Annotated in this window: 17 protein-coding genes and 1 pseudogene; 3 read left to right on the forward strand and 15 right to left on the reverse strand. The window is 61.9% G+C overall.

From position 1 onward, the window contains the following. Positions 1–6: 6 nt before the first annotated feature. Complete coding sequence (locus tag QWI18_RS08380; RefSeq protein WP_065993122.1) at positions 7–534, reverse strand: YceD family protein; 528 nt, start codon at positions 532–534, stop codon at positions 7–9. A gap of 106 nt (positions 535–640) precedes the next feature. Here QWI18_RS08380 and QWI18_RS08385 point away from each other — a divergent pair, with 106 nt between their 5' ends. Continuing rightward, positions 641–1,219: a nucleoside triphosphate pyrophosphatase gene (locus tag QWI18_RS08385; RefSeq protein WP_065993121.1), complete on the forward strand. Its 579-nt coding sequence runs from the start codon at positions 641–643 to the stop codon at positions 1,217–1,219. 70 nt (positions 1,220–1,289) lie between these two features. On the opposite strand, the gene sppA is transcribed toward QWI18_RS08385, so the two are convergent. The 3 genes from sppA to rluC are packed head-to-tail and all read right to left on the reverse strand — an operon-like array spanning position 1,290 to position 3,919. Beyond that, entirely contained in the window at positions 1,290–2,282 is a 993-nt protein-coding gene (sppA, locus tag QWI18_RS08390; RefSeq protein WP_369318611.1) for a signal peptide peptidase SppA, read from the reverse strand. A 7-nt stretch (positions 2,283–2,289) separates the two neighbouring features. Then, positions 2,290–2,970 carry an HAD-IIIA family hydrolase gene (locus QWI18_RS08395; protein ID WP_065993119.1) on the reverse strand — a complete coding sequence of 227 codons (681 nt, stop codon included), beginning with the start codon at positions 2,968–2,970 and terminating at the stop codon, positions 2,290–2,292. Next, on the reverse strand, positions 2,960–3,919 hold the full coding sequence (gene rluC / locus QWI18_RS08400) for a 23S rRNA pseudouridine(955/2504/2580) synthase RluC (protein ID WP_369318612.1): 960 nt from the start codon (positions 3,917–3,919) through the stop codon (positions 2,960–2,962). The genes QWI18_RS08395 and rluC overlap by 11 nt, the downstream gene beginning before the upstream one ends. Before the next feature lie 722 nt (positions 3,920–4,641). On the opposite strand from rluC, the pseudogene rne reads away from it, so the two are divergent. Further along, a pseudogene (gene rne / locus QWI18_RS08405) lies at positions 4,642–7,935 on the forward strand (ribonuclease E); the annotation flags it as partial. 137 nt (positions 7,936–8,072) lie between these two features. On the opposite strand, the gene QWI18_RS08410 reads toward rne, so the two are convergent. The 8 genes from QWI18_RS08410 to QWI18_RS08445 all read right to left on the reverse strand — a co-directional run bounded on the left by QWI18_RS08410 (position 8,073) and on the right by QWI18_RS08445 (position 15,157). Further along, positions 8,073–8,669, reverse strand: coding sequence for a nucleotidyltransferase family protein (locus tag QWI18_RS08410; RefSeq protein ID WP_369318613.1), 597 nt, complete (start codon positions 8,667–8,669; stop codon positions 8,073–8,075). Positions 8,670–8,728: 59 nt separating this feature from the next. Further along, on the reverse strand, positions 8,729–9,748 hold the full coding sequence (gene murB / locus QWI18_RS08415) for a UDP-N-acetylmuramate dehydrogenase (protein WP_192133668.1): 1,020 nt from the start codon (positions 9,746–9,748) through the stop codon (positions 8,729–8,731). A gap of 46 nt (positions 9,749–9,794) precedes the next feature. Further along, entirely contained in the window at positions 9,795–10,559 is a 765-nt protein-coding gene (gene kdsB / locus QWI18_RS08420) for a 3-deoxy-manno-octulosonate cytidylyltransferase (RefSeq protein WP_369318614.1), read from the reverse strand. Continuing rightward, complete coding sequence (locus tag QWI18_RS08425; RefSeq protein ID WP_003174668.1) at positions 10,556–10,741, reverse strand: Trm112 family protein; 186 nt, start codon at positions 10,739–10,741, stop codon at positions 10,556–10,558. The genes kdsB and QWI18_RS08425 overlap by 4 nt, the downstream gene beginning before the upstream one ends. 17 nt (positions 10,742–10,758) lie before the next feature. Next, positions 10,759–11,754, reverse strand: coding sequence for a tetraacyldisaccharide 4'-kinase (lpxK, locus tag QWI18_RS08430; RefSeq protein WP_369318615.1), 996 nt, complete (start codon positions 11,752–11,754; stop codon positions 10,759–10,761). Continuing rightward, positions 11,754–12,185: an ExbD/TolR family protein gene (locus tag QWI18_RS08435; protein WP_369318616.1), complete on the reverse strand. Its 432-nt coding sequence runs from the start codon at positions 12,183–12,185 to the stop codon at positions 11,754–11,756. Before QWI18_RS08435 ends, lpxK begins: the two co-directional genes overlap by 1 nt. Continuing rightward, the gene (locus tag QWI18_RS08440; protein WP_192133675.1) at positions 12,182–12,856 is read right to left on the reverse strand and encodes a MotA/TolQ/ExbB proton channel family protein; all 675 of its coding nucleotides are present in this window, start codon (positions 12,854–12,856) and stop codon (positions 12,182–12,184) included. Before QWI18_RS08440 ends, QWI18_RS08435 begins: the two co-directional genes overlap by 4 nt. Positions 12,857–12,940: 84 nt before the next feature. Further along, entirely contained in the window at positions 12,941–15,157 is a 2,217-nt protein-coding gene (locus tag QWI18_RS08445; protein WP_369318617.1) for a DNA internalization-related competence protein ComEC/Rec2, read from the reverse strand. Positions 15,158–15,310: 153 nt separating this feature from the next. Here QWI18_RS08445 and QWI18_RS08450 point away from each other — a divergent pair, with 153 nt between their 5' ends. Beyond that, positions 15,311–15,826, forward strand: coding sequence for a DUF2062 domain-containing protein (locus QWI18_RS08450; protein WP_369318618.1), 516 nt, complete (start codon positions 15,311–15,313; stop codon positions 15,824–15,826). 94 nt (positions 15,827–15,920) lie between these two features. On the opposite strand, the gene QWI18_RS08455 is transcribed toward QWI18_RS08450, so the two are convergent. The 3 genes from QWI18_RS08455 to QWI18_RS08465 form a co-directional block, all read right to left on the reverse strand. Beyond that, positions 15,921–16,700, reverse strand: a complete 780-nt coding sequence (locus QWI18_RS08455; RefSeq protein WP_369318619.1) for an ABC transporter permease — start codon at positions 16,698–16,700, stop codon at positions 15,921–15,923. Then, positions 16,697–17,629 carry an ABC transporter ATP-binding protein gene (locus tag QWI18_RS08460; RefSeq protein ID WP_065993102.1) on the reverse strand — a complete coding sequence of 311 codons (933 nt, stop codon included), beginning with the start codon at positions 17,627–17,629 and terminating at the stop codon, positions 16,697–16,699. The genes QWI18_RS08455 and QWI18_RS08460 overlap by 4 nt, the downstream gene beginning before the upstream one ends. Positions 17,630–17,858: 229 nt before the next feature. After that, complete coding sequence (locus tag QWI18_RS08465) at positions 17,859–18,482, reverse strand: glutathione S-transferase family protein (RefSeq protein ID WP_296309448.1); 624 nt, start codon at positions 18,480–18,482, stop codon at positions 17,859–17,861. Between the last annotated feature and the right edge of the window lie 149 nt (positions 18,483–18,631).

The following is an 18,631-nucleotide window of genomic DNA, read 5'->3' on the forward strand; positions in this document are numbered from 1 at the left end:
TAACTCCTAAACGTTTGGGTCACGCTTTAACTGCGCCAATACACTGAACGGGTTGGACCGCGTTACCTCGTCCTCGCTCGGCTCGGACTCGTTGAGGTCCGCCGGCGGCTGGCATTCTTTCGGATCATGAGTTGGAACAATGGGCAAGGCGAGCAGAAGCTCATCCTCGATCAAAGCCAGCAGATCCATGGGATCTTCGCCGAGTTCCAGCACGTCATAGCCTTTCGGCAACGACTGGGTGTTTGCACCCTCCTTCACCACCGCATAACTGCATTCGCTGTGGATAGGAAAGGTGACCAGCTCAAGACAACGCTGGCAAACCATTTTGACTTCGACGTCAATTGCACTGTGGATAACCACAGCGCGCTGCTCGTCACGCTCAAAAACGAATTTCGCCTGCACCGTACCGAGATTGTCAGCAAGCGGGTCGCAGAGTCTCTCCAAATCAGCCAGCAGCATCTCTCCCTGAAGAGTAGTGCCACGATCAGCTAATTTGCGCGGGTCAACGTGAGGTGGAATCGGGTCATTCAACATAGGCGCAGCATTCTAGGGACGACCCTTGCGACTGTCAAAGGAAATTCAGGCCTGTTCGCAACCTGAGCCGCTGATTACACTCGACTTTCATGTTACGGAGACACCCATGCTGCCTCTACTCCTTGCTTCCAGCTCGCCCTACCGCCGCGAATTGCTGAATCGCCTGCGGTTGCCATTCGTCTGCGCGTCGCCCGACATCGATGAAAACCGTCGGCCAGACGAGCCGGCAATCGACCTCGTGATTCGCCTGGCACGCGAGAAAGCCATGGCACTCGCTGAACAATTCCCCGACCACCTGATTATCGGTTCAGACCAGGTGGCCGTGCTTGGCGAGCAGATCCTCGGCAAGCCGCACACGTTCGACCGCGCGCTGGCACAGCTGAAGGCGAGCAGCGGCAACAGCGTCAGCTTCCTCACCGGCCTTGCGCTCTTCAACAGCCGTACGGGTGAGTGCCAGGTTGATTGCGTGCCTTTCACCGTGCACATGCGCCAGCTGGACGACGCCCGCATCAGCCGCTACCTCCACGCCGAGCAGCCATACGATTGCGCAGGCAGCTTTAAGGCCGAGGGACTGGGCGTCAGCCTGTTCCGCAGCACCGAAGGCCCGGATGCGACCAGTCTGATAGGCCTTCCTTTAATACGCCTGGTGGACATGCTGATGAACGAAGGCATCGAGCTGCCCTGACCTCGATAAAAAATAGATGCGAAAAGCCCGACCAATGGCCGGGCTTTTCATCACATCAACACTGTAGCGATCAGCGCAGGGACGGCCCTTTGAAGCCTGCCCACATCGCGATCTGCTCAGCGACGCTGGCGCCCATCTTTTTCGAGAAGCGATCGAATGGCGACTCTTTAACCGTGTAATCGACCATCTCTTTCTCGCCAATGATGTCGCGCGCCACATAGCTGGCACTGCCAAGACCATCGACCAGCCCCAGGCCGACTGCCTGCTCACCGGTCCAGACCAGGCCCGAGAACAGCTCCGGATGGTCCTTATCTTTCAGGCGATCACCGCGGCCCGCTTTTACGCTGGCGATGAACTGGTTGTGGGTGGTGTCCAGGACACCCTGCCAGAAAGCGGTCTCGTCAGGCTTCGGCGGCTGGAACGGGTCAAGGAAGGCCTTGTGCTCGCCCGAGGTGTAGGTACGACGGTCAACACCCAGCTTCTCCATCGTGCCGACAAAACCGAAACCGGCCGCCGTGACACCGATCGAGCCCACCAGACTGGCCTTGTCCGCGTAGATCTGGTCGGCGGCGCTGGCGATGTAATACGCACCAGACGCGCCGAGATCAGTGATCACCGCGTATACCTTGATGTTCGGCTTCTGCGCACGAAGACGACGAATTTCATCGTAGATGTAGCCGGACTGCACCGGACTGCCGCCCGGGCTGTTGATGCGCAGAATCACGCCCTTGGTTTTTTCGTCTTCGAACGCGGCCCGCAGGCTGCCAACGATATTGTCGGCACTGGCGGCCTCGGTGTCGGCGATCATGCCCTTCACTTCAATCAGCGCGGTGTGGCTGGTGCTGCGTGAAGCGCCCTTGCCGAAATCCATCAGCGGCGAGAACAACGCCAGCGCGCCGAACAGATAAAGAAAGGTCAGGGATTTGAAGAAGATCCCCCAGCGCCGCGACCGACGCTGCTCCTGCACGCTGACGAGCAGGGTCTTTTCCAGCAGTTTCCAGCTCTTTGCATCCCCTGCGTCGTCGCGCTCTGGCGAAGACGGAGATTTCCATTCGTCCGACATAGATCAGTTACCCCAACAACGAAGTTTCAGCAGTCCGCGCACCCAACCAGGTGCGCAATTCGGAAAAGTGTTCGATCGCCAGACGCGGCCGGTATTGAAGCAGCGAGCCAAGCGCTTGCGCGCCATACCCAACCGCCACCGAATCCATCCCGGCGTTGCGCGCCATGAGCAGATCGAACGAAGCATCGCCAACCATCAGCGCCCTTTCGGGCCTGACGCCGCAATGCTGCAGGATTTCATTGAGCATCAGCGGATCGGGCTTGCTGGCCGTTTCGTCCGCTGCGCGCGTGGCGTCGAAGAAGTCGAGCCAGCCGTGGGCCTTGAGGACCCGATCCAGACCACGCCGGGCCTTGCCTGTGGCGACCGCGAGGCGATAGCCCTCGGCACGAAACACCTCCAGCGACTCACGCACCCCGTCGAACAGCTTCGAAGGCTCAACGTCCATGGCCATGTAACCGTCAGCGTAGTGCTGGCGGAAAACGATCAGGTCGCTGTCGGTGATGTCCGGGTACAGCGTGCGTATCGCCTCCGGCAAACCCAGTCCGATGATGCCCTTGATTGCGTCATCATCACGCACCGGACGACCGGCAAGGCGCGCGGCGGCCTGCATCGAATCGACGATACGACCGACGGAATCGGACAGTGTGCCGTCCCAGTCGAAGATCAGCAGTTCGTAATCAGGGCGCAAGCAGCAGTCGCTCCACGGTCTTGGCCCACATCTCGTCGACGGGCGCTTCGAGCTTCAGCTCGCCGCCATCGGGCAGCGGCACCGTCAGGGCATACGCATGCAGAAACAGGCGCTTGCCGCCGAGGTCACGGATTTCGCGACTGAAATCCTCGTCACCGTATTTGGGGTCACCGGCAATACAGTGGCATGCATGCAAAGCGTGAACGCGAATCTGGTGGGTACGGCCAGTGATGGGCCGGGCTTCGACCATGGTGGCGAAGTCTCCGAAGCGACGCAGCACCTTGAACAGGGTCAGCGCCTCCTTGCCTTCATCATTGACCTCGACCATGCGCTCGCCAGAGCGAAGGTTGCTCTTGAGCAGCGGCGCACGGACCTGCTTCTGGGCGGTCGGCCAGTTTCCGCGGACCAGCGCCATGTAGCGCTTGTCCACGCCGTCGCCGCGCAACTGCTCATGGAGGTGACGCAACATGCTGCGTTTCTTGGCGATCATCAGCAGCCCGGAGGTGTCACGGTCCAGACGGTGGACCAGCTCCAGCTCCTTGGCATCGGGCCGCAGCTGACGGAAGGCTTCGATAACGCCAAAACTCAAGCCGCTGCCGCCGTGAACCGCGATGCCAGCAGGCTTGTTGAGGACGATCAGGCCTTTGTCTTCGTGGACAATGGCGGCCTCGAGGCGCTGCAGCAGACCCTGGGCAACCGGCACAGGCTCGTCGCGCTCAGGCACGCGAACGGGTGGCACGCGCACGACATCGCCGGCCTGAAGCTTGTACTCGGGCTTGATCCGCCCCTTGTTCACACGCACTTCGCCCTTGCGCAAAATGCGGTAAATCAAGGTCTTGGGAACGCCCTTGAGGTACGTGATCAGAAAGTTATCGATGCGTTGACCGGCAAATTCCGGCGCAACCTCTACCAGCCGGACGCCGGGGGTTGGGGGGGTGAGATTTGTCATGGCGCAAATCATAACAATTTTTTATGGATTTGAAGCACTTAATGATTGCTGCTATAGTCGCGAACGCCGCCAAAAGCGGCCTGGACAGCGGACAAACGGTATGACAGCCGGCCCTGCCCAACGCAATTCACGAGGGCGCGAGGCCGTCCTACGGGGCTTTCGGTGACAACGGAAGATATGCAAGCGTAACGAGCGCAGGTGACATGAGGCCTGAAACAAGCCCGATCGCAGAGTGAGTCACTCGCCATCGAGGCCCACGTTCAAGGCCAGTTCACAAAGTGCAGTCGCTGGCAGTCGCACCGGGCGAATGCTTCGGAAACCACGCCTTATTTGAGCCATGACGCGCGAACTTCCCATGGAAGCTTGCGATAAATGCAACCCGCTGCGGATTCAGCGCGCGGCAGCACCCGAATTATCAGGGATACGTGTGGGGTGGAGACGCACAACCGTCGGACTGTGTAGCACAAGGCTTTATTCAAGACGCTTCATATCGTCCGCTACCGATGGTTGATTCCTCCTCCTGACAAAGCTTTTGCTGACAGGGTGTCATTTGTCACCACAGCAAGCAGGAACGTCGTCGCGACTCGGCCCCGCTGGCCGAACCTCGTTAGACACTGGAGTGTTCAAGCACTCCTGACGTGCCCTGACACCGACCGTGAGAAGTCGTGTGTGCCGAACGCCGTTTCCGGCAGCCCGGAAACCGACGGTACTACATGAAAAGAATGCTGATTAACGCAACTCAACCCGAAGAGTTGCGTGTTGCGCTGGTAGACGGCCAGCGCCTCTACGACCTGGACATCGAATCCGGGGCCCGCGAACAGAAGAAGGCCAACATCTATAAAGGCCGGATCACGCGTATCGAACCCAGCCTTGAAGCCGCGTTTGTCGACTTCGGCTCCGAGCGTCACGGCTTTCTGCCGCTGAAAGAAATCTCCCGCGAATACTTCAAGAAGTCGCCTGAAGGCCGCGTCAACATCAAGGACGTCCTGAGCGAAGGCCAGGAAGTCATCGTTCAGGTCGAGAAAGAAGAACGTGGCAACAAGGGCGCAGCCCTGACCACGTTCATCAGCCTCGCAGGCCGTTACCTGGTCCTGATGCCGAACAACCCGCGCGCCGGCGGCATTTCCCGTCGTATCGAAGGCGAAGAGCGCAACGAACTGCGTGAAGCGCTGAACGGCCTGATCGCCCCTGCCGACATGGGTCTGATCGTTCGTACTGCCGGCCTTGGCCGCAGCAGCGAAGAAATGCAGTGGGACCTCGATTACCTGCTGCAGCTGTGGACCGCGATCAAAGAGGCTTCCCTCGACCGCTCCGCGCCGTTCCTGATCTATCAGGAAAGCAACGTCATCATCCGCGCCATCCGCGACTATCTGCGCCAGGATATCGGCGAAGTGCTGATCGACAGCGTCGAAGCCCAGGAAGAAGCGCTGACGTTCATCCGTCAGGTGATGCCGCAGTACGCCAGCAAAATCAAGCTCTACGAAGACAGCGTCCCGCTGTTCAACCGTTTCCAGATCGAAAGCCAGATCGAAACCGCGTTCCAGCGCGTCGTCGAACTGCCGTCCGGTGGGTCCATCGTCATCGATCCAACCGAAGCTCTGGTGTCCATCGACATCAACTCGGCGCGCGCCACCAAAGGCAGCGACATCGAAGAGACCGCCCTGCAGACCAACCTTGAAGCGGCTGAGGAAATCGCCCGTCAACTGCGTCTGCGTGACATCGGCGGCCTGATCGTCATCGACTTCATCGACATGACCCCGGCCAAGAACCAGCGCGCCGTGGAAGAAAAGGTCCGTGAAAGCCTGGAGGCCGATCGCGCCCGCGTTCAGGTCGGTCGCATCTCGCGCTTCGGCCTGCTGGAAATGTCCCGTCAGCGTCTGCGCCCCTCCCTGGGCGAGAGCAGCGGCATTGTCTGCCCGCGCTGCAACGGCACCGGCATCATCCGTGACGTTGAATCGCTGTCGCTGGCCATCCTGCGCCTGATCGAAGAAGAAGCGCTGAAGGACCGCACTGCCGAAGTGCGCGCCCAAGTGCCGATTCCGGTCGCTGCATTCCTGCTCAACGAAAAGCGCAACTCGATCACCAAGATCGAACTGCGTACCCGCGCGCGCATCATCATTCTGCCGAACGATCATCTCGAAACTCCGCACTTCGAAGTGCAGCGTCTGCGTGATGACAGTCCGGAAGCGCACAGCCTGCAGACCAGCTATGAAATCGCTGCCGCTGCTGCTGAAGTGGAAGAAGTTGCACCGCCTGCCGCCGCTACCCGCACCCTGGTTCGCCAGGAAGCCGCAGTCAAAACCGCACCGGCCCGCGCCAACGCACCGGTTCCGGTTGAAGCCGCTGCGCCGGTTGCCGCTGCGCCTGCACCGGTCGCCCATGAGCCAAGCCTGTTCAAGGGTCTTGTGAAATCGCTGGTCAGCCTGTTCGCTTCCAAGGAAGAGCCTGCTCCTGCGCCTGCCGCCGTGGTCGAAAAACCGGCTGCCGAGCGCCCTGCGCGCAACGACGAGCGCCGTAACGGCCGTCAGCAGAGCCGCAGCCGTAACGGCCGTCGTGACGAAGAACGCAAGCCGCGTGAAGAACGTGCGCCGCGTGCCGATCGCGAAGAACGCGCACCCCGTGAAGAACGTGCCCCACGTGAGGAGCGCGCGCCTCGTGAAGAGCGTGCAGCGCGCGAGCCGCGTGAAGCCCGTGACGAAACCACTGCACCGCGCGAAGAGCGTGCAGCCCGTGCTCCTCGCGAAGAGCGTCAGCCACGTGCCGGGCGTGAAGACCGCAAGCCGCGTGAAGAGCGTGTGCGTGAACTGCGTGAGCCGATCGACGCCGCACCGGCTGTCAACCTGCCCCGCGAAGAACGCCCTGAACGCGCCCCGCGTGAAGAGCGTCAGCCGCGTGCACCGCGTGAAGAGCGTCAACCACGGACCGAGCAGGCTGCAGTGGCTGCCGAAGACGAAACCCTGCTGACCACCGAAGAGCAACAGGATGACAACCAGGAGCACGCCGAAGGCGATCGCCCTCGTCGTCGTTCACGCGGCCAGCGTCGTCGCAGCAACCGTCGCGAGCGTCAACGTGATGCCAACGGTAATGAAATCGAAGGCAGCGAAGGCGTTGAGGGTTCGGAAGGTTCTGAAGCACTCCACGGCGAAGGCAGCGAGCCGGGTCATGAATCCCGTGACGAAGTGCACGCGAACGCTGACCGTGGCAACGTTGCCGCCAGTGCAAGCGTTGCTGCTGTAGCGGAGCGCGTCATCAGCGCCACCGCCGAAGCCGATGCCCACCGCCAGGCTGAACGTGCGAACACGCCCGTTGAAGCCAGCGCAACTGAAGCGGCACCTGTCGCTCAGGCCTCCGAAGCAGCGCCTGAAGCGCCGGTCGTCGAAATCCCTGCGCCTGAAGCCAAGCGTTCGGTGATGCCGGAAGTGGAAGTGGCAACCTTCGACGCCTCGTTGAGCCCGTTCGAGCGTCAGGTGAAAGCAGCCGCTGAAGCCGAGTCGACCGACGCGCCAGCCAGTGCCGAGATCCCGGTCGCTGTTGAAGCGCCAGCGGTTGTGGAAGCCCCTGCGTTTATGCCAACTCCTGCGCTGGAGCATGAGGCGGTTGAGGTAGCCGTCGCTGAGCCGGTTCACGTCGTTGAGCCTGTCAAAGCGGCTGAGCCTGTTCAGGCTGCCGAGCCTGCCAAGGCACCTGAGCTTGTTCAGATTACTGAACCGGCTCAGGCCGCAGAGCCAGAGCACGCCAAGGCGCCGGCAATCGAAGCACCGAAAGCCGTCGAGCCCGTTGCTCAGCAGCCAGTGGTCGCTGAACCGGTCATCGCGCCAGCCGTCGAAGCAGCCGCTCAGACCGCGGCACCGGAGATCGTCGCCGCACCAGTGGCGGTCGAACCTCCTCAGGCGCCGGTTGCAGAACCTGTCGCTGAAGAGGCGCCTGCGCTGCCGGTTGCCAGCAATGGCCGTGCACCGAACGATCCTCGTGAAGTGCGCCGCCGTCGTCTGGAAGCCGAGCGTCAGCAGAAAGAGGCGCAAGCCTCGGATGAGCCTAAACCGCTCGTTTAATCGGCCGTGACCAAAAAGCCCCACCTGTGTGAGCAGGTGGGGCTTTTTTGTGCTTGACGGTCAGGACCGCGGCATGGAGGGCGGTTCGGCCGGGGTTGAGATCACCGCGGTTGAAAGGTCAACGCCGCAGGCACGTCCACATCCCATAACACACCCGGGTCGTCGACCTCGATTTCCTTGATGCGCGCACCCTGGAAAAGCCGCTTGGCGCCCTTCTCCCCGGCCAGTGCCATGAGCGCTGGCCCGAACGCACGACCAAAGGCGACGGGATGCCCATACTGTCCGGCATGGACCGGCACGCTGATGGCATCGTCTTCCACCGAGCGGGCCACGCGTTCGAGTGTGTCAGCATGAATGAAGGGCATGTCGCCCAAGGCAATCAGCCAGCCGCGATGGGCGGGCTCGGCGGAAACGGCAGCGGCGATGCTGTCGCCCATGCCGGGGGAATCCAGCACCACCACTTCATAGCCATGGCGCAGGCCCAACTCGGCCACACTGCAGTAATCGGCTCGGGTCAGCAGGACGGTTTTATCGGCAAGGGCGCTGACGTTGACCAGCACCTGCTCCAGCACCGAACGCTCCGTGCCGTCACGCCCGAGGCATTGCGCCAGCAGCTTGTTGCGGTGCTGACCGGCAACCGCTCGGTAGCGGCTGCCGAGACCCGCTGCCAGCACGATGGCACACAGGGTTTCACTCATGCTCAACCCTCACTGAGTACAGGCGAAGTGGCGCTCAGACCGGAAGACGACGCAGCCGGTCAATAAAGGTTGGGTTCCATTTCCAGCGCAACACCGAAGCGCTCCAGAATGTCCGCCTGAATCCGCTGCGCGAGGCCGAGCAACTGTCCGCCGGATGCTTCGCCATAGTTGACCAGCACCAGAGACTGCAACGCATGGACGCCGGCGTCGCCGTCACGAAAGCCTTTCCAGCCCGCCTGCTCGATCAACCAGCCGGCCGCCAGCTTTACCTGGCCATCGGCCTGAGGGTAGCCGACCACGCCTGGGTGCGTGAGTTTGATCACGGCAACCTGCTCAGCGGACACCAGCGGGTTCTTGAAGAAGCTCCCCGCATTGCCCAGCGTCGCGGGGTCCGGCAGTTTTTCGCTGCGAATGGCGCAGATCGCCCGGCTCACGTGCATCGGCGAAGGTTCTTTGATGCCCTGCTCTTCCAGCCGCTGCCGCACCGGACCGTAGTCCAGATGCAGACTCGCAGAATAGCTGAGCTTGAAGCGAACCCGCAGGATCAGCCAACGGTTTGGCTGACGCTTGAACAGGCTGTCTCGATAACCGAATTCGCAGTCAGCCAGGGTAAATTCCCGCAGCTCGCCGCTGTGTCGATCCATCGCGGTCAGGCTGTGGAAAACATCCTTGAGCTCAACGCCGTAAGCGCCGATGTTTTGCATCGGTGCAGCGCCGACGGTGCCGGGGATCAGGCTGAGGTTTTCCAGCCCGGCCAGCCCCTTGGCGAGGGTGTCCAGCACGAAAGGATGCCAGGGCTCGCCCGCCTCCGCTTCAACAATGGCGCCGCCGCAGTCCTCATGGGTGATGCGGATGCCACGGTTGGCCATGCGCAACACGAGGGCGTCGACATCACGGGTCAGCAGCAGGTTACTGCCACCGCCAATGACCATCAGCGGCACGTCGTGGCCAGACGAATACGCCAAGGCCTCGCGCACGTCGTCGTCGCTGAACGCCTCGGCAAAACGCCGGGCGCGCACCGCCACGCCGAACGTGTTGTAAGGCTTGAGTGGCACGTCGTGCTGCACATTCAGCGTCATGGGTGCATCCGCGAAAACAGTGGAAGAACGACCAGACCCATGCTCATCACACCTCCAGCAGACGACGAACGCGTTCCAGGTCTTCAGCGGTGTCGACGCCGGCCGGTGGCGCTTCCAGGGCGTCGGCCACATGGATGCGCACGCCATGCCAGAGCGCACGCAATTGCTCCAGGTTTTCGGTGTTTTCCAGCCAGCAAGGACCCCAGCTGACGAAATCGTGGAGGAACCCGGCGCGGTAGGCATAGATGCCGATGTGACGGCGGTACGGCACGCCTTCCGGCAGTACGTCGCGGGACTTCGCCAGCGCATCGCGAGCCCAGGGCAGCGGCGCGCGGCTGAAGGTAAGGGCCAGGCCACTAAGGTCCGAGCAGACCTTGACCACGTTGGGATTGAACAGCGATGCCACGTCCTCGATCGGCTCGGCGAGGGTCGACATGCGCGCTTCAGGGTGTGCGGCGAGGTTGTCGGCAACCTGATCGATCACGGCCGGCGGGATCATCGGTTCATCGCCCTGAACGTTGACCACGATGGCGTCGTCGGCCAGACCCAGCTGGGCGGCGACTTCAGCCAGGCGATCGGTCCCGGAATTGTGATCGTCGCGTGTCATCAGTACTTCGGCGCCGAACGCCCGGCAGGCCTCGACGATGCGCTGATCGTCAGTGGCAACCACGACACGCTCTGCGCTGCTTTTGCGCGCCTGTTCCCAGGCGTGCTGGATCATCGGCTTGCCGGCGATGGTTTTCAGCGGCTTGCCGGGAAAGCGACTCGACCCATAGCGCGCCGGAATGACAACGGTAAACGCTGCGGTCATTTGTCCAGACGCTCGTCAGTGGTGAGGGTGCGCGCTTCGCTCTCCAGCATCACCGGGATGCCGTCGCGGATCGGGTAGGCAAGGCCGGCGCCTTTGCTGATCAGCTCGGTTTTGTCGGCGCTGAGCTTGAGCGGACCTTTGCAGATCGGGCAGGCAAGAATGTCGAGCAATTTGGTGTCCATAAGAGATCCTGAGCGAGTCATGGCAAAAGACGGGTTAACTGCGAATCAAACCAACTGACGAACGCCGGCGAAGGCACGGCTTCCACGGCCAGGTACCACCAGTCCGACGCAGCAAAGGACGCGCATTTGACGGCGTCCTTCTCGGTCATGACCACGGGCAATGCCGGGGTAAACGACAGGGCCTGGGCGCTGAACACGGCGTGGTCGGCGAACGCATGTGGAACAGGCCGCCAGTGTAGTCCTTCGAGGGTGTTGAAGAAACGTTGCGGATTACCGATACCGGCCACCGCGTGGACCTGCTGCCCCGGCGGGAAATGATCGACCGGCCGGCGTTCACCGCTGACCAGGTTGACCAGCGCCGAGGGCTTGAGTTGAAACCCGAAGCCGTCTTCGCGTTCGGAGCCCGCGCCGTTGTACAGCAGCGCATCCACGCTTTGCAGCCGCCCGACCGGTTCGCGCAGCGGGCCCGCCGGCAGGCAACGGCGATTGCCAAGGCCGCGGACGGCATCGATCAGCACCAGTTCGAGGTCGCGGTTCAGGCGATAGTGCTGCAGGCCGTCGTCCGAGAGAATGAGATCGAGGGGCTCTTCAGCCAGCAAGGCGCGCACGGCCTGCGAGCGGTCCGGGTCGATCATCAGCGGCACGCCAGTGCGATTGACGATCAGCAGCGGTTCATCGCCCGCGTGCGCAGCGGCCTGTTGCGGCAGCACGCGCCAAGGCAGGCTTGGCGGTTTAGCGCCGTAACCGCGACTGACCACACCGACGCGCAGCCCGCGGGCCCGGCAATGGTCGATCATCCACAGAATCAGCGGCGTCTTGCCGGTGCCGCCAATGGTGATATTGCCGACGACCACGACCGGAACAGGCGCTTTGTAAATGCTGCCCTGCCCGGCGAGAAAACGCGCGCGTTTGCGGTTCACCACGCGCCGGTACAGGCATTCGAGCGGGCGCAGCAGCACCAGCGCCGGATGGCCGTTGTACCAGGCGTCGAGCAGTCGGTCGGTGAATGCCATCAGTTAGCCGATGCGGCCTCAACCGTGGTCATGCGCAAATGAGCGAAACCGAGTTTGCCGGCGGCATCCATGGCGGTAATCACCGCCTGATGGGGGGTCTTACCGTCAGCGCTGATCGACAGCGGCAGACTGGTGTCGCCCTCGGATTTCTTTTGCAGGGCATCGATGAGGGTTTCCAGCTTGCTGTCGCCCAGCAGCGTGTTGTTCACCGAATAAACGCCATCGGCGTTGATGGTGATGTCGAGGTGTTTTTTGTCGACGTCATCGGCTGAAGCGCCGGTCACCGCCTGGGGCAGGTCGACGCGCAGCTGAGTTTCCCGGGTGAACGTAGTGGTCACGACGAAGAACAGCAGCAGGATGAACACCACGTCGATCAGCGACACCAGATTGATGTCGATGGTCTCCCTGGGCTTGCGACGGCGGAATTTCACTTCTTCTTGCCCTCGCCACGCGCGGCAGCCTTGAGGTCCGGCTTGGCGTCGGTGAGGTCGACGTCACGATCGCCCTGCACGACTTCCACCAGCTTGATGGCTTCCTGTTCCATGCCGACCACCAGCTCATCGACGCGGCTTTGCAGATAGCGGTGAAAGAAGATGGCGGGAATCGCAACGGTCAGGCCCGAGGCCGTGCAGATCAGCGCCTTGGCAATACCGCCGGCGAGCATACCGGCGTTACCGGTCATGCCGCTGCTGGTGAACGAGCTGAAGATGTCGATCATGCCGAGCACCGTCCCCAGCAGACCCAGCAACGGCGCCATGGCAGCGATGGTGCCGAGTGTTGCCAGATAGCGTTCCAGCTCGTGAATGACCCGGGCCGCGGCTTCCTCGATGCACTCCTTCATGATCTCGCGACCATGGCGGGAATTGGCCAGACCGGCGGCGAGGATTTCACCCAGCGGCGAGTCGGCGCGCAGCTCCTTGAGCTTTTCGGCGCTCAGCTGTTTGTCCTGAATCCAGCGCCACACCTGACCGAGCAAATGCGGCGGCGTGATGCGGCTCGCGCGCAGGGTCCAGAGGCGTTCAATGATGATTCCGACGGCGGCAATGGAACTCAAAATGATCGGTAGCATCATCCAGCCACCTGATTTGACCAGCTCCCACACAGCGACCACCCCCTGAAAAAAAGTGGCGCCACTCTAACATAGCGTCAGCGCCTCGCCGAACGTGTCGATGAATAACCCTCCCTTTCAGTCACGCCAGAAGCGTGGTGTCCTGCGTTCAGCCCGGGCGTCTTCGTAGGCGCCCAGTTGCAAGGTGATGGCACCCAGCACGGCACTGTCGTGAACCTCCATGGCGGACCACGCATAACGCGACATCACCAGCGGATGGGGATGACCGAACGCATTATTGCGGCCTCGGGAAATCAGCACACCGCGTGCACCCACCGCGCGCAGAAACGCCCGTGACGAAGAACTGCGGCTGCCGTGGTGAGGGGACTGAAGCCAGTGGGCGCTGACGTTGAAGCTGTCGTCGAGCATCGCGCGTTCTGCCGCCACGTCGATATCTCCGGTGAGCAACAGCCGCTCGCCATTGGCCTCGACGCTCAGCACGCAGGAGGCCTGATTGCCCACGGCGGCGTGCTCCCAAATCCAGGTGGAGAAAATGACTTCATCCCACGTCCATGTTTCCCCGTTACGACAGGACTCGGCCGACAACTCGGCAGGCATGCGCCCTACGTCACCCGCCAGCACACGTGCAACCGGCAGGCCTTTGCGAACGGCGGCAGCACCACCGGCATGGTCGGAATCGGCATGACTGAGCAGCAGCGTATCAAGCTGTCTGATTCCGGCGCGCCGAATGGCCGGCAATACCACGCGCTCGCCGATATCGAAATCACCGAAGCGCGGCCCCGCGTCATACAGCAATGCGTGGTCGCGGGTGCGCAGTAGAATGGCGAGGCCCTGCCCCACGTCCAGCTGCAGCACGTCGACTTGCCCCATGGGCACGGTTTTCTGCGGCGGGAAGATGCACAGCAACAGCAGGGGCCAGCCCAACGGGCGCATCGGCAGGCCTTTGGGCAGCAACAGCAGCAAAGCGCCGAGCAGGCTCACCGGCCAGACCCACATCGGCACCTGCGGACCGGTCCAGGCGGGGGCGAGACCGGCCATGAACGTCAGCCAGCGAAACAGGCCGTCCATTGCGCCGCCTGCCAGCCACAGCAGGCTTTCCCCCAGTGGCGGAATCGCCAGCAGCAGCGTACCAATCAACGCCAGGGGCAAAATCAGCACGCTCACCCACGGCACCGCGAGCAGATTGACGACCGGGCCGCTCACGCTCACCGGCAGGCTCAGCGCCAGCAGCACCGGCAACAGGCCCAACGCGATCAGCCATTGTGCGCGGGTCCAGCTCTGCAACCAGCTCCACCGCCCGAGTCGCCCGCTGAAAATGAGCATCAAGATACCCACCGCCAGGAACGACAGCCAAAAGCCGGGGCGTAGCGTGATGAGAGGCTCGGCGATCAGCACCAGGTTCAGCGCCAGCAACAGCGGCCACGTGGTGCCCAGATGACGGAAGCGCAGACGCCACAGCAGCACCAGACCCAGCATGATGACGGCCCGCTGGACCGGCACTTCAAAGCCTGCCAGCACGCCGTACGCCAGCGCCCCCGCGAACGCCGCGATGCAGGCCGAGGGCAGCCAGGGCAGAAACGGCGGCCATACCCCCCATCGAGCCAGTCCTGCGACGAGGCCGTAAAGCAAACCGGCGAGTAAGCCGATGTGCGTCCCGGAAATGACCAATAGGTGAACGGTGCCGGTGTCCTGAAGGACTTGCCAATCGGCGGCGCTCAGTCCGGAATCGTCGCCCAACACCAGGGCGGCCAACCCGCCCTGTCGGCCCTGGGCATCCACACTGAGCAGGCGCTGGCGAATCCCGTCGCGCCAGTTGTCCCGCGCCGGCTCAAGCAGCTGGCCGTCCACCACGGTGCCGGTGGCGCCAATACGCTGGGCCAGCAGCCACGCCTGGTAATCAAACGCGCCGGGATTGACCAGCCCGCCCGGCCGCTTGAGTTTGACGGCCAGACGCCAGCGCTCGCCGCTGCTGATCGGCGGACCGCCGTACCAGCCAACGCGGATCTGCTCCGGCAGCCGCGCGCGCCGTGAAACCGGATCCTCCAGCTGAAACCGCACCACGCCGTCGAGGGTCTGGGGCAGGCCGACGACGCGTCCTTCCAGCCAAAGTGTCTGCCCGTCGAGGCGCTCGGCCAGCCGATCGTCCAGCGCGGACGAGGCCGACACACAGGCCCACGTCAGGCCGAACAGGTAAAACGCCAGGGGGTAGGTGCGAAACGGCAGCAGCATCAGCGCGACCACGGGCATCAGCAGCAGCAACCAGACCGGCGGTAATGCGGGCAAAAAACGCAACGTCAGCAATCCGAGTGCAAGCGCGAGCATCCCTGTGCGCATGAGGCTTTCCTTGTCTGCGGGCGAAATCGACTTCCATGGCTTAGCTGATGCCCCGGCCCTCGCGTTTATTAATTGTCACAAAGTCTGAATTTGCGTTTGCGACTATCCGTGCATACTTCCCCGAATTTCCCGCCCACCTCGCCGGATTCCCGTATGCCACGCCACCTGATCAAGCGGTACATGCCCGATCCGAACAGCATCCGGGAACACAAATCCTTACGCTTTCTTGGCGCTCTTCTGCACGACCCCAACCTCTGGCACCTCAATCGACACTCCGTGGCGCGCGCAATGGGGATCGGGATGTTCGCCGCCTTGATGCCGATGCCGTTGCAGATGCTGCTGGCCGCTGTGCTGGCGATCTGGGTGCGGGCCAACATGCCGATCGCTGTCAGTCTGTGCTGGCTGACCAACCCGCTGACGATGCCGCCGGTGTTCTATTGCACCTATAAAATCGGCGCGCTGTTAATGGGCTTGCCGCCGCGGCATTTCCCGGACGAGCTGAGCTGGGACTGGATCAGTGGACAGCTGTCGACCTTGTGGCAGCCGTTTTTGCTGGGATCGGTAGTGGCGGGAATTGTGCTGGGCGTGGCGGGGTATTTCGGGACGATGGCGTATTGGCGCTGGTGGGTCGGACGGCAGTGGCGGCGTCGCAAGGCTCAACGCCGATAGCAAGGACACAACAAAACATCTGGGAGTGAGCTTGCTCCCACATTGGAACTCACCATGTGGGAGTGAAATGCCCACTCCCACAGTATGCGGCGACTTACTGACGCATCCCGCGTCCGCTCACCAGCAGCCGCGCGCAGCCCAGGTACAGCACGATGGTCGCGACGACCATGAAAGCCAAGGCAATGCTGATCTTGATGTCCGACACACCGAGAATGCCGAAGCGGAAGGCGTTGACCATGTGCAGCACCGGGTTGGCCAGCGACACGGTCTGCCAGAACGGCGGCAGCAGGTTGATCGAGTAGAACACCCCACCCAGATAGGTCAACGGCGTCAGCACAAAAGTCGGGATGATGGAAATATCATCGAAATTGCGCGCAAAGACGGCGTTGATGAAGCCCAGCAGGGAGAAAACCGTCGCGGTCAGCAGCACCACAATGATCGTGATCCCCAGGTGATGCACCTGCAAATCGGTGAAAAACATCGACAGCATCGTGACAATCACCCCCACCGCCAGCCCGCGCAGCACGCCGCCGATGGTGTAACCGATCAGGATGGTGTGGGGCGACACCGGCGAAACCATCAACTCTTCAACCGAACGCTGGAACTTGGCGCCGAAGAAGCTCGAGACCACGTTGCCGTAGGAATTGGTGATCACCGACATCATGATCAGCCCGGGCACGATGTACTGCATGTAGGTGAAGCCACCCATGTCGCCGATCTGCCGGCCGATCAAGTTGCCGAAGATCACGAAGTACAGAACCATGGTGATCGCCGGTGGCAGCAGGGTCTGCGGCCAGATCCGCATGAAGCGCCGGACCTCACGATAAACGATGGTGTTCAGGGCGATCAGGTTGGGGCGCAGCTCCGAGCTCATATCGCCACCTTCGCCAGATTCTTCTCGACCAGACCCACGAACAGCTCCTCAAGGCGATTGGTTTTATTGCGCAGGCTCAACACCTGAATGTTCTGCAGCGACAGCTGGCTAAACAGCGACGTGATGCCGATGGTCTTGTCGACCTGCACCTCGAGTGTCTGGTTATCTACCCGCTTCACCGGGTAGCCATTGAGCTGAGGCGCGGCCTGCAGCGGGTCGCGAAGGTCCAGCAGGAAGGTCTCGACGTGCAGCTTGTTGAGCAGCGTCTTCATGCTGGTGTTTTCGATGATCGTGCCGTGGTCGATGATGCCGATGTTGCGGCACAGCTGCTCAGCCTCCTCCAGGTAATGGGTGGTGAGGATGATGGTGATGCCCTTCTCGTTCAGCTCGGTGAGGAAGGTCCACATCGAACGGCGCAGCTCGATATCAACGCCCGCGGTAGGCTCGTCGAGGATCAACAGACGCGGCTCGTGGATCAACGCGCGAGCGATCATCAGACGGCGCTTCATGCCGCCGGACAACGAACGTGAAGGCGAGTCGCGCTTGTCCCACAAGCCCAGCTGGGTCAGGTACTGCTCGGCGCGTTCCTTGGCGATCTTCGGCGGAATGCCGTAATAGCCCGCCTGGGTCACGACAATGTCGAAAGTCTTCTCGAACTGGTTGAAATTGAATTCCTGCGGCACCACGCCGATCGAGCGCTTGAGCTGCGCCGGGTTGCGATCAAGGTCGTGGCCGAAGATGTTCACGGTGCCGCTGGTTTTGTTGACCAGCGTCGACATGATCCCGATGGTGGTGGATTTGCCGGCGCCATTGGGGCCGAGCAATGCGAAGAAATCACCCTCGGCGACGTCCAGATCAATGCCCTTGAGGGCCTGGAAACCGTTGCCGTAGGTCTTGGTTAGCTGCCGGATGGACAGAGCTGAACTCATGACTGAACACACACCAATAAAATGAAAAGGAAGATAAACGAATACGAACGTGCAGTTGCCGGGCCGATAAGGCCGATCACAGGGGGCGCTGACATTGACGGCGCCGCGCAGCCGGAATGTCAGGCGCAACACATCACTTCAAATGCAGTGGCCGCAATGTTGCGTCCCGATGCCGCCCAAGTACAGCGACATCGATTGATAGTCAGTATTAACTCGACACGGGCTGAACTCAGGTCAGCGCGGTCATGACGGCCTTTCGATACGCCGGACGCTGTTGCAAACGTTCGTACCAGGCTTTGAGGTGGGGCAGCTCGCGACGTTCAATCGGCATTTCGAACCAGGGATAAGCGAAGCAGCCGAGGGGGATGTCGCCCACGCCGAATTCATCGCCCGAAAGATACGGCTGACGCGCCAGGGCTGCATCGACGATGACCAGCAGGCGCTCGACTTCGGCTTTAGCCGCATTGATCTGCGTCCAGTCCTGCTGCTCGGCGGGGGTACGCAATACGCCCCAGAAGACCGGACGGAAAGGACCGGCCAGCGTCGAGGTGGTCCAGTCCATCCATTTCTCAGCCTGGGCACGTAGCTTGGGGTTGCCGGGATACAGAGACGAGTCAGGCGCGTATTGCGCCGCCAGATAGCGAACGATGGTGTTGGACTCCCACAGCACGAACTCGCCGTCTTCGATCATCGGCACCACGCCGTTGGGGTTCTTCGCCAGGTACTCGGGCTGATCGTTGATACCGAAAGCGCCGCCGGCATTCAGCGACTCGTAATCGAGCCCCAGTTCCTCGGCGATCCACAATGCCTTGCGCACATTGGACGAGTTCTTGCGGCCCCAGATCTTCAACATGTTGTCATTCTCCGTGTGGTCAACGAGCGATGAGTGGCGTTTGCGGCGGGCCACAGTCTACTCCGGGATGCGGGTGTTCAAGCCACAACTTCCTGCGCATCGGCCAGCCCCCGAACTCCCTTGGTAGCACGGGGTCACTATCGATGCGC

Origin of the sequence: Pseudomonas sp. W2Oct36, from assembly GCF_041060465.1 — a bacterium.
GTDB classification, from domain to species: Bacteria; Pseudomonadota; Gammaproteobacteria; order Pseudomonadales; family Pseudomonadaceae; genus Aquipseudomonas; species Aquipseudomonas graminis_B.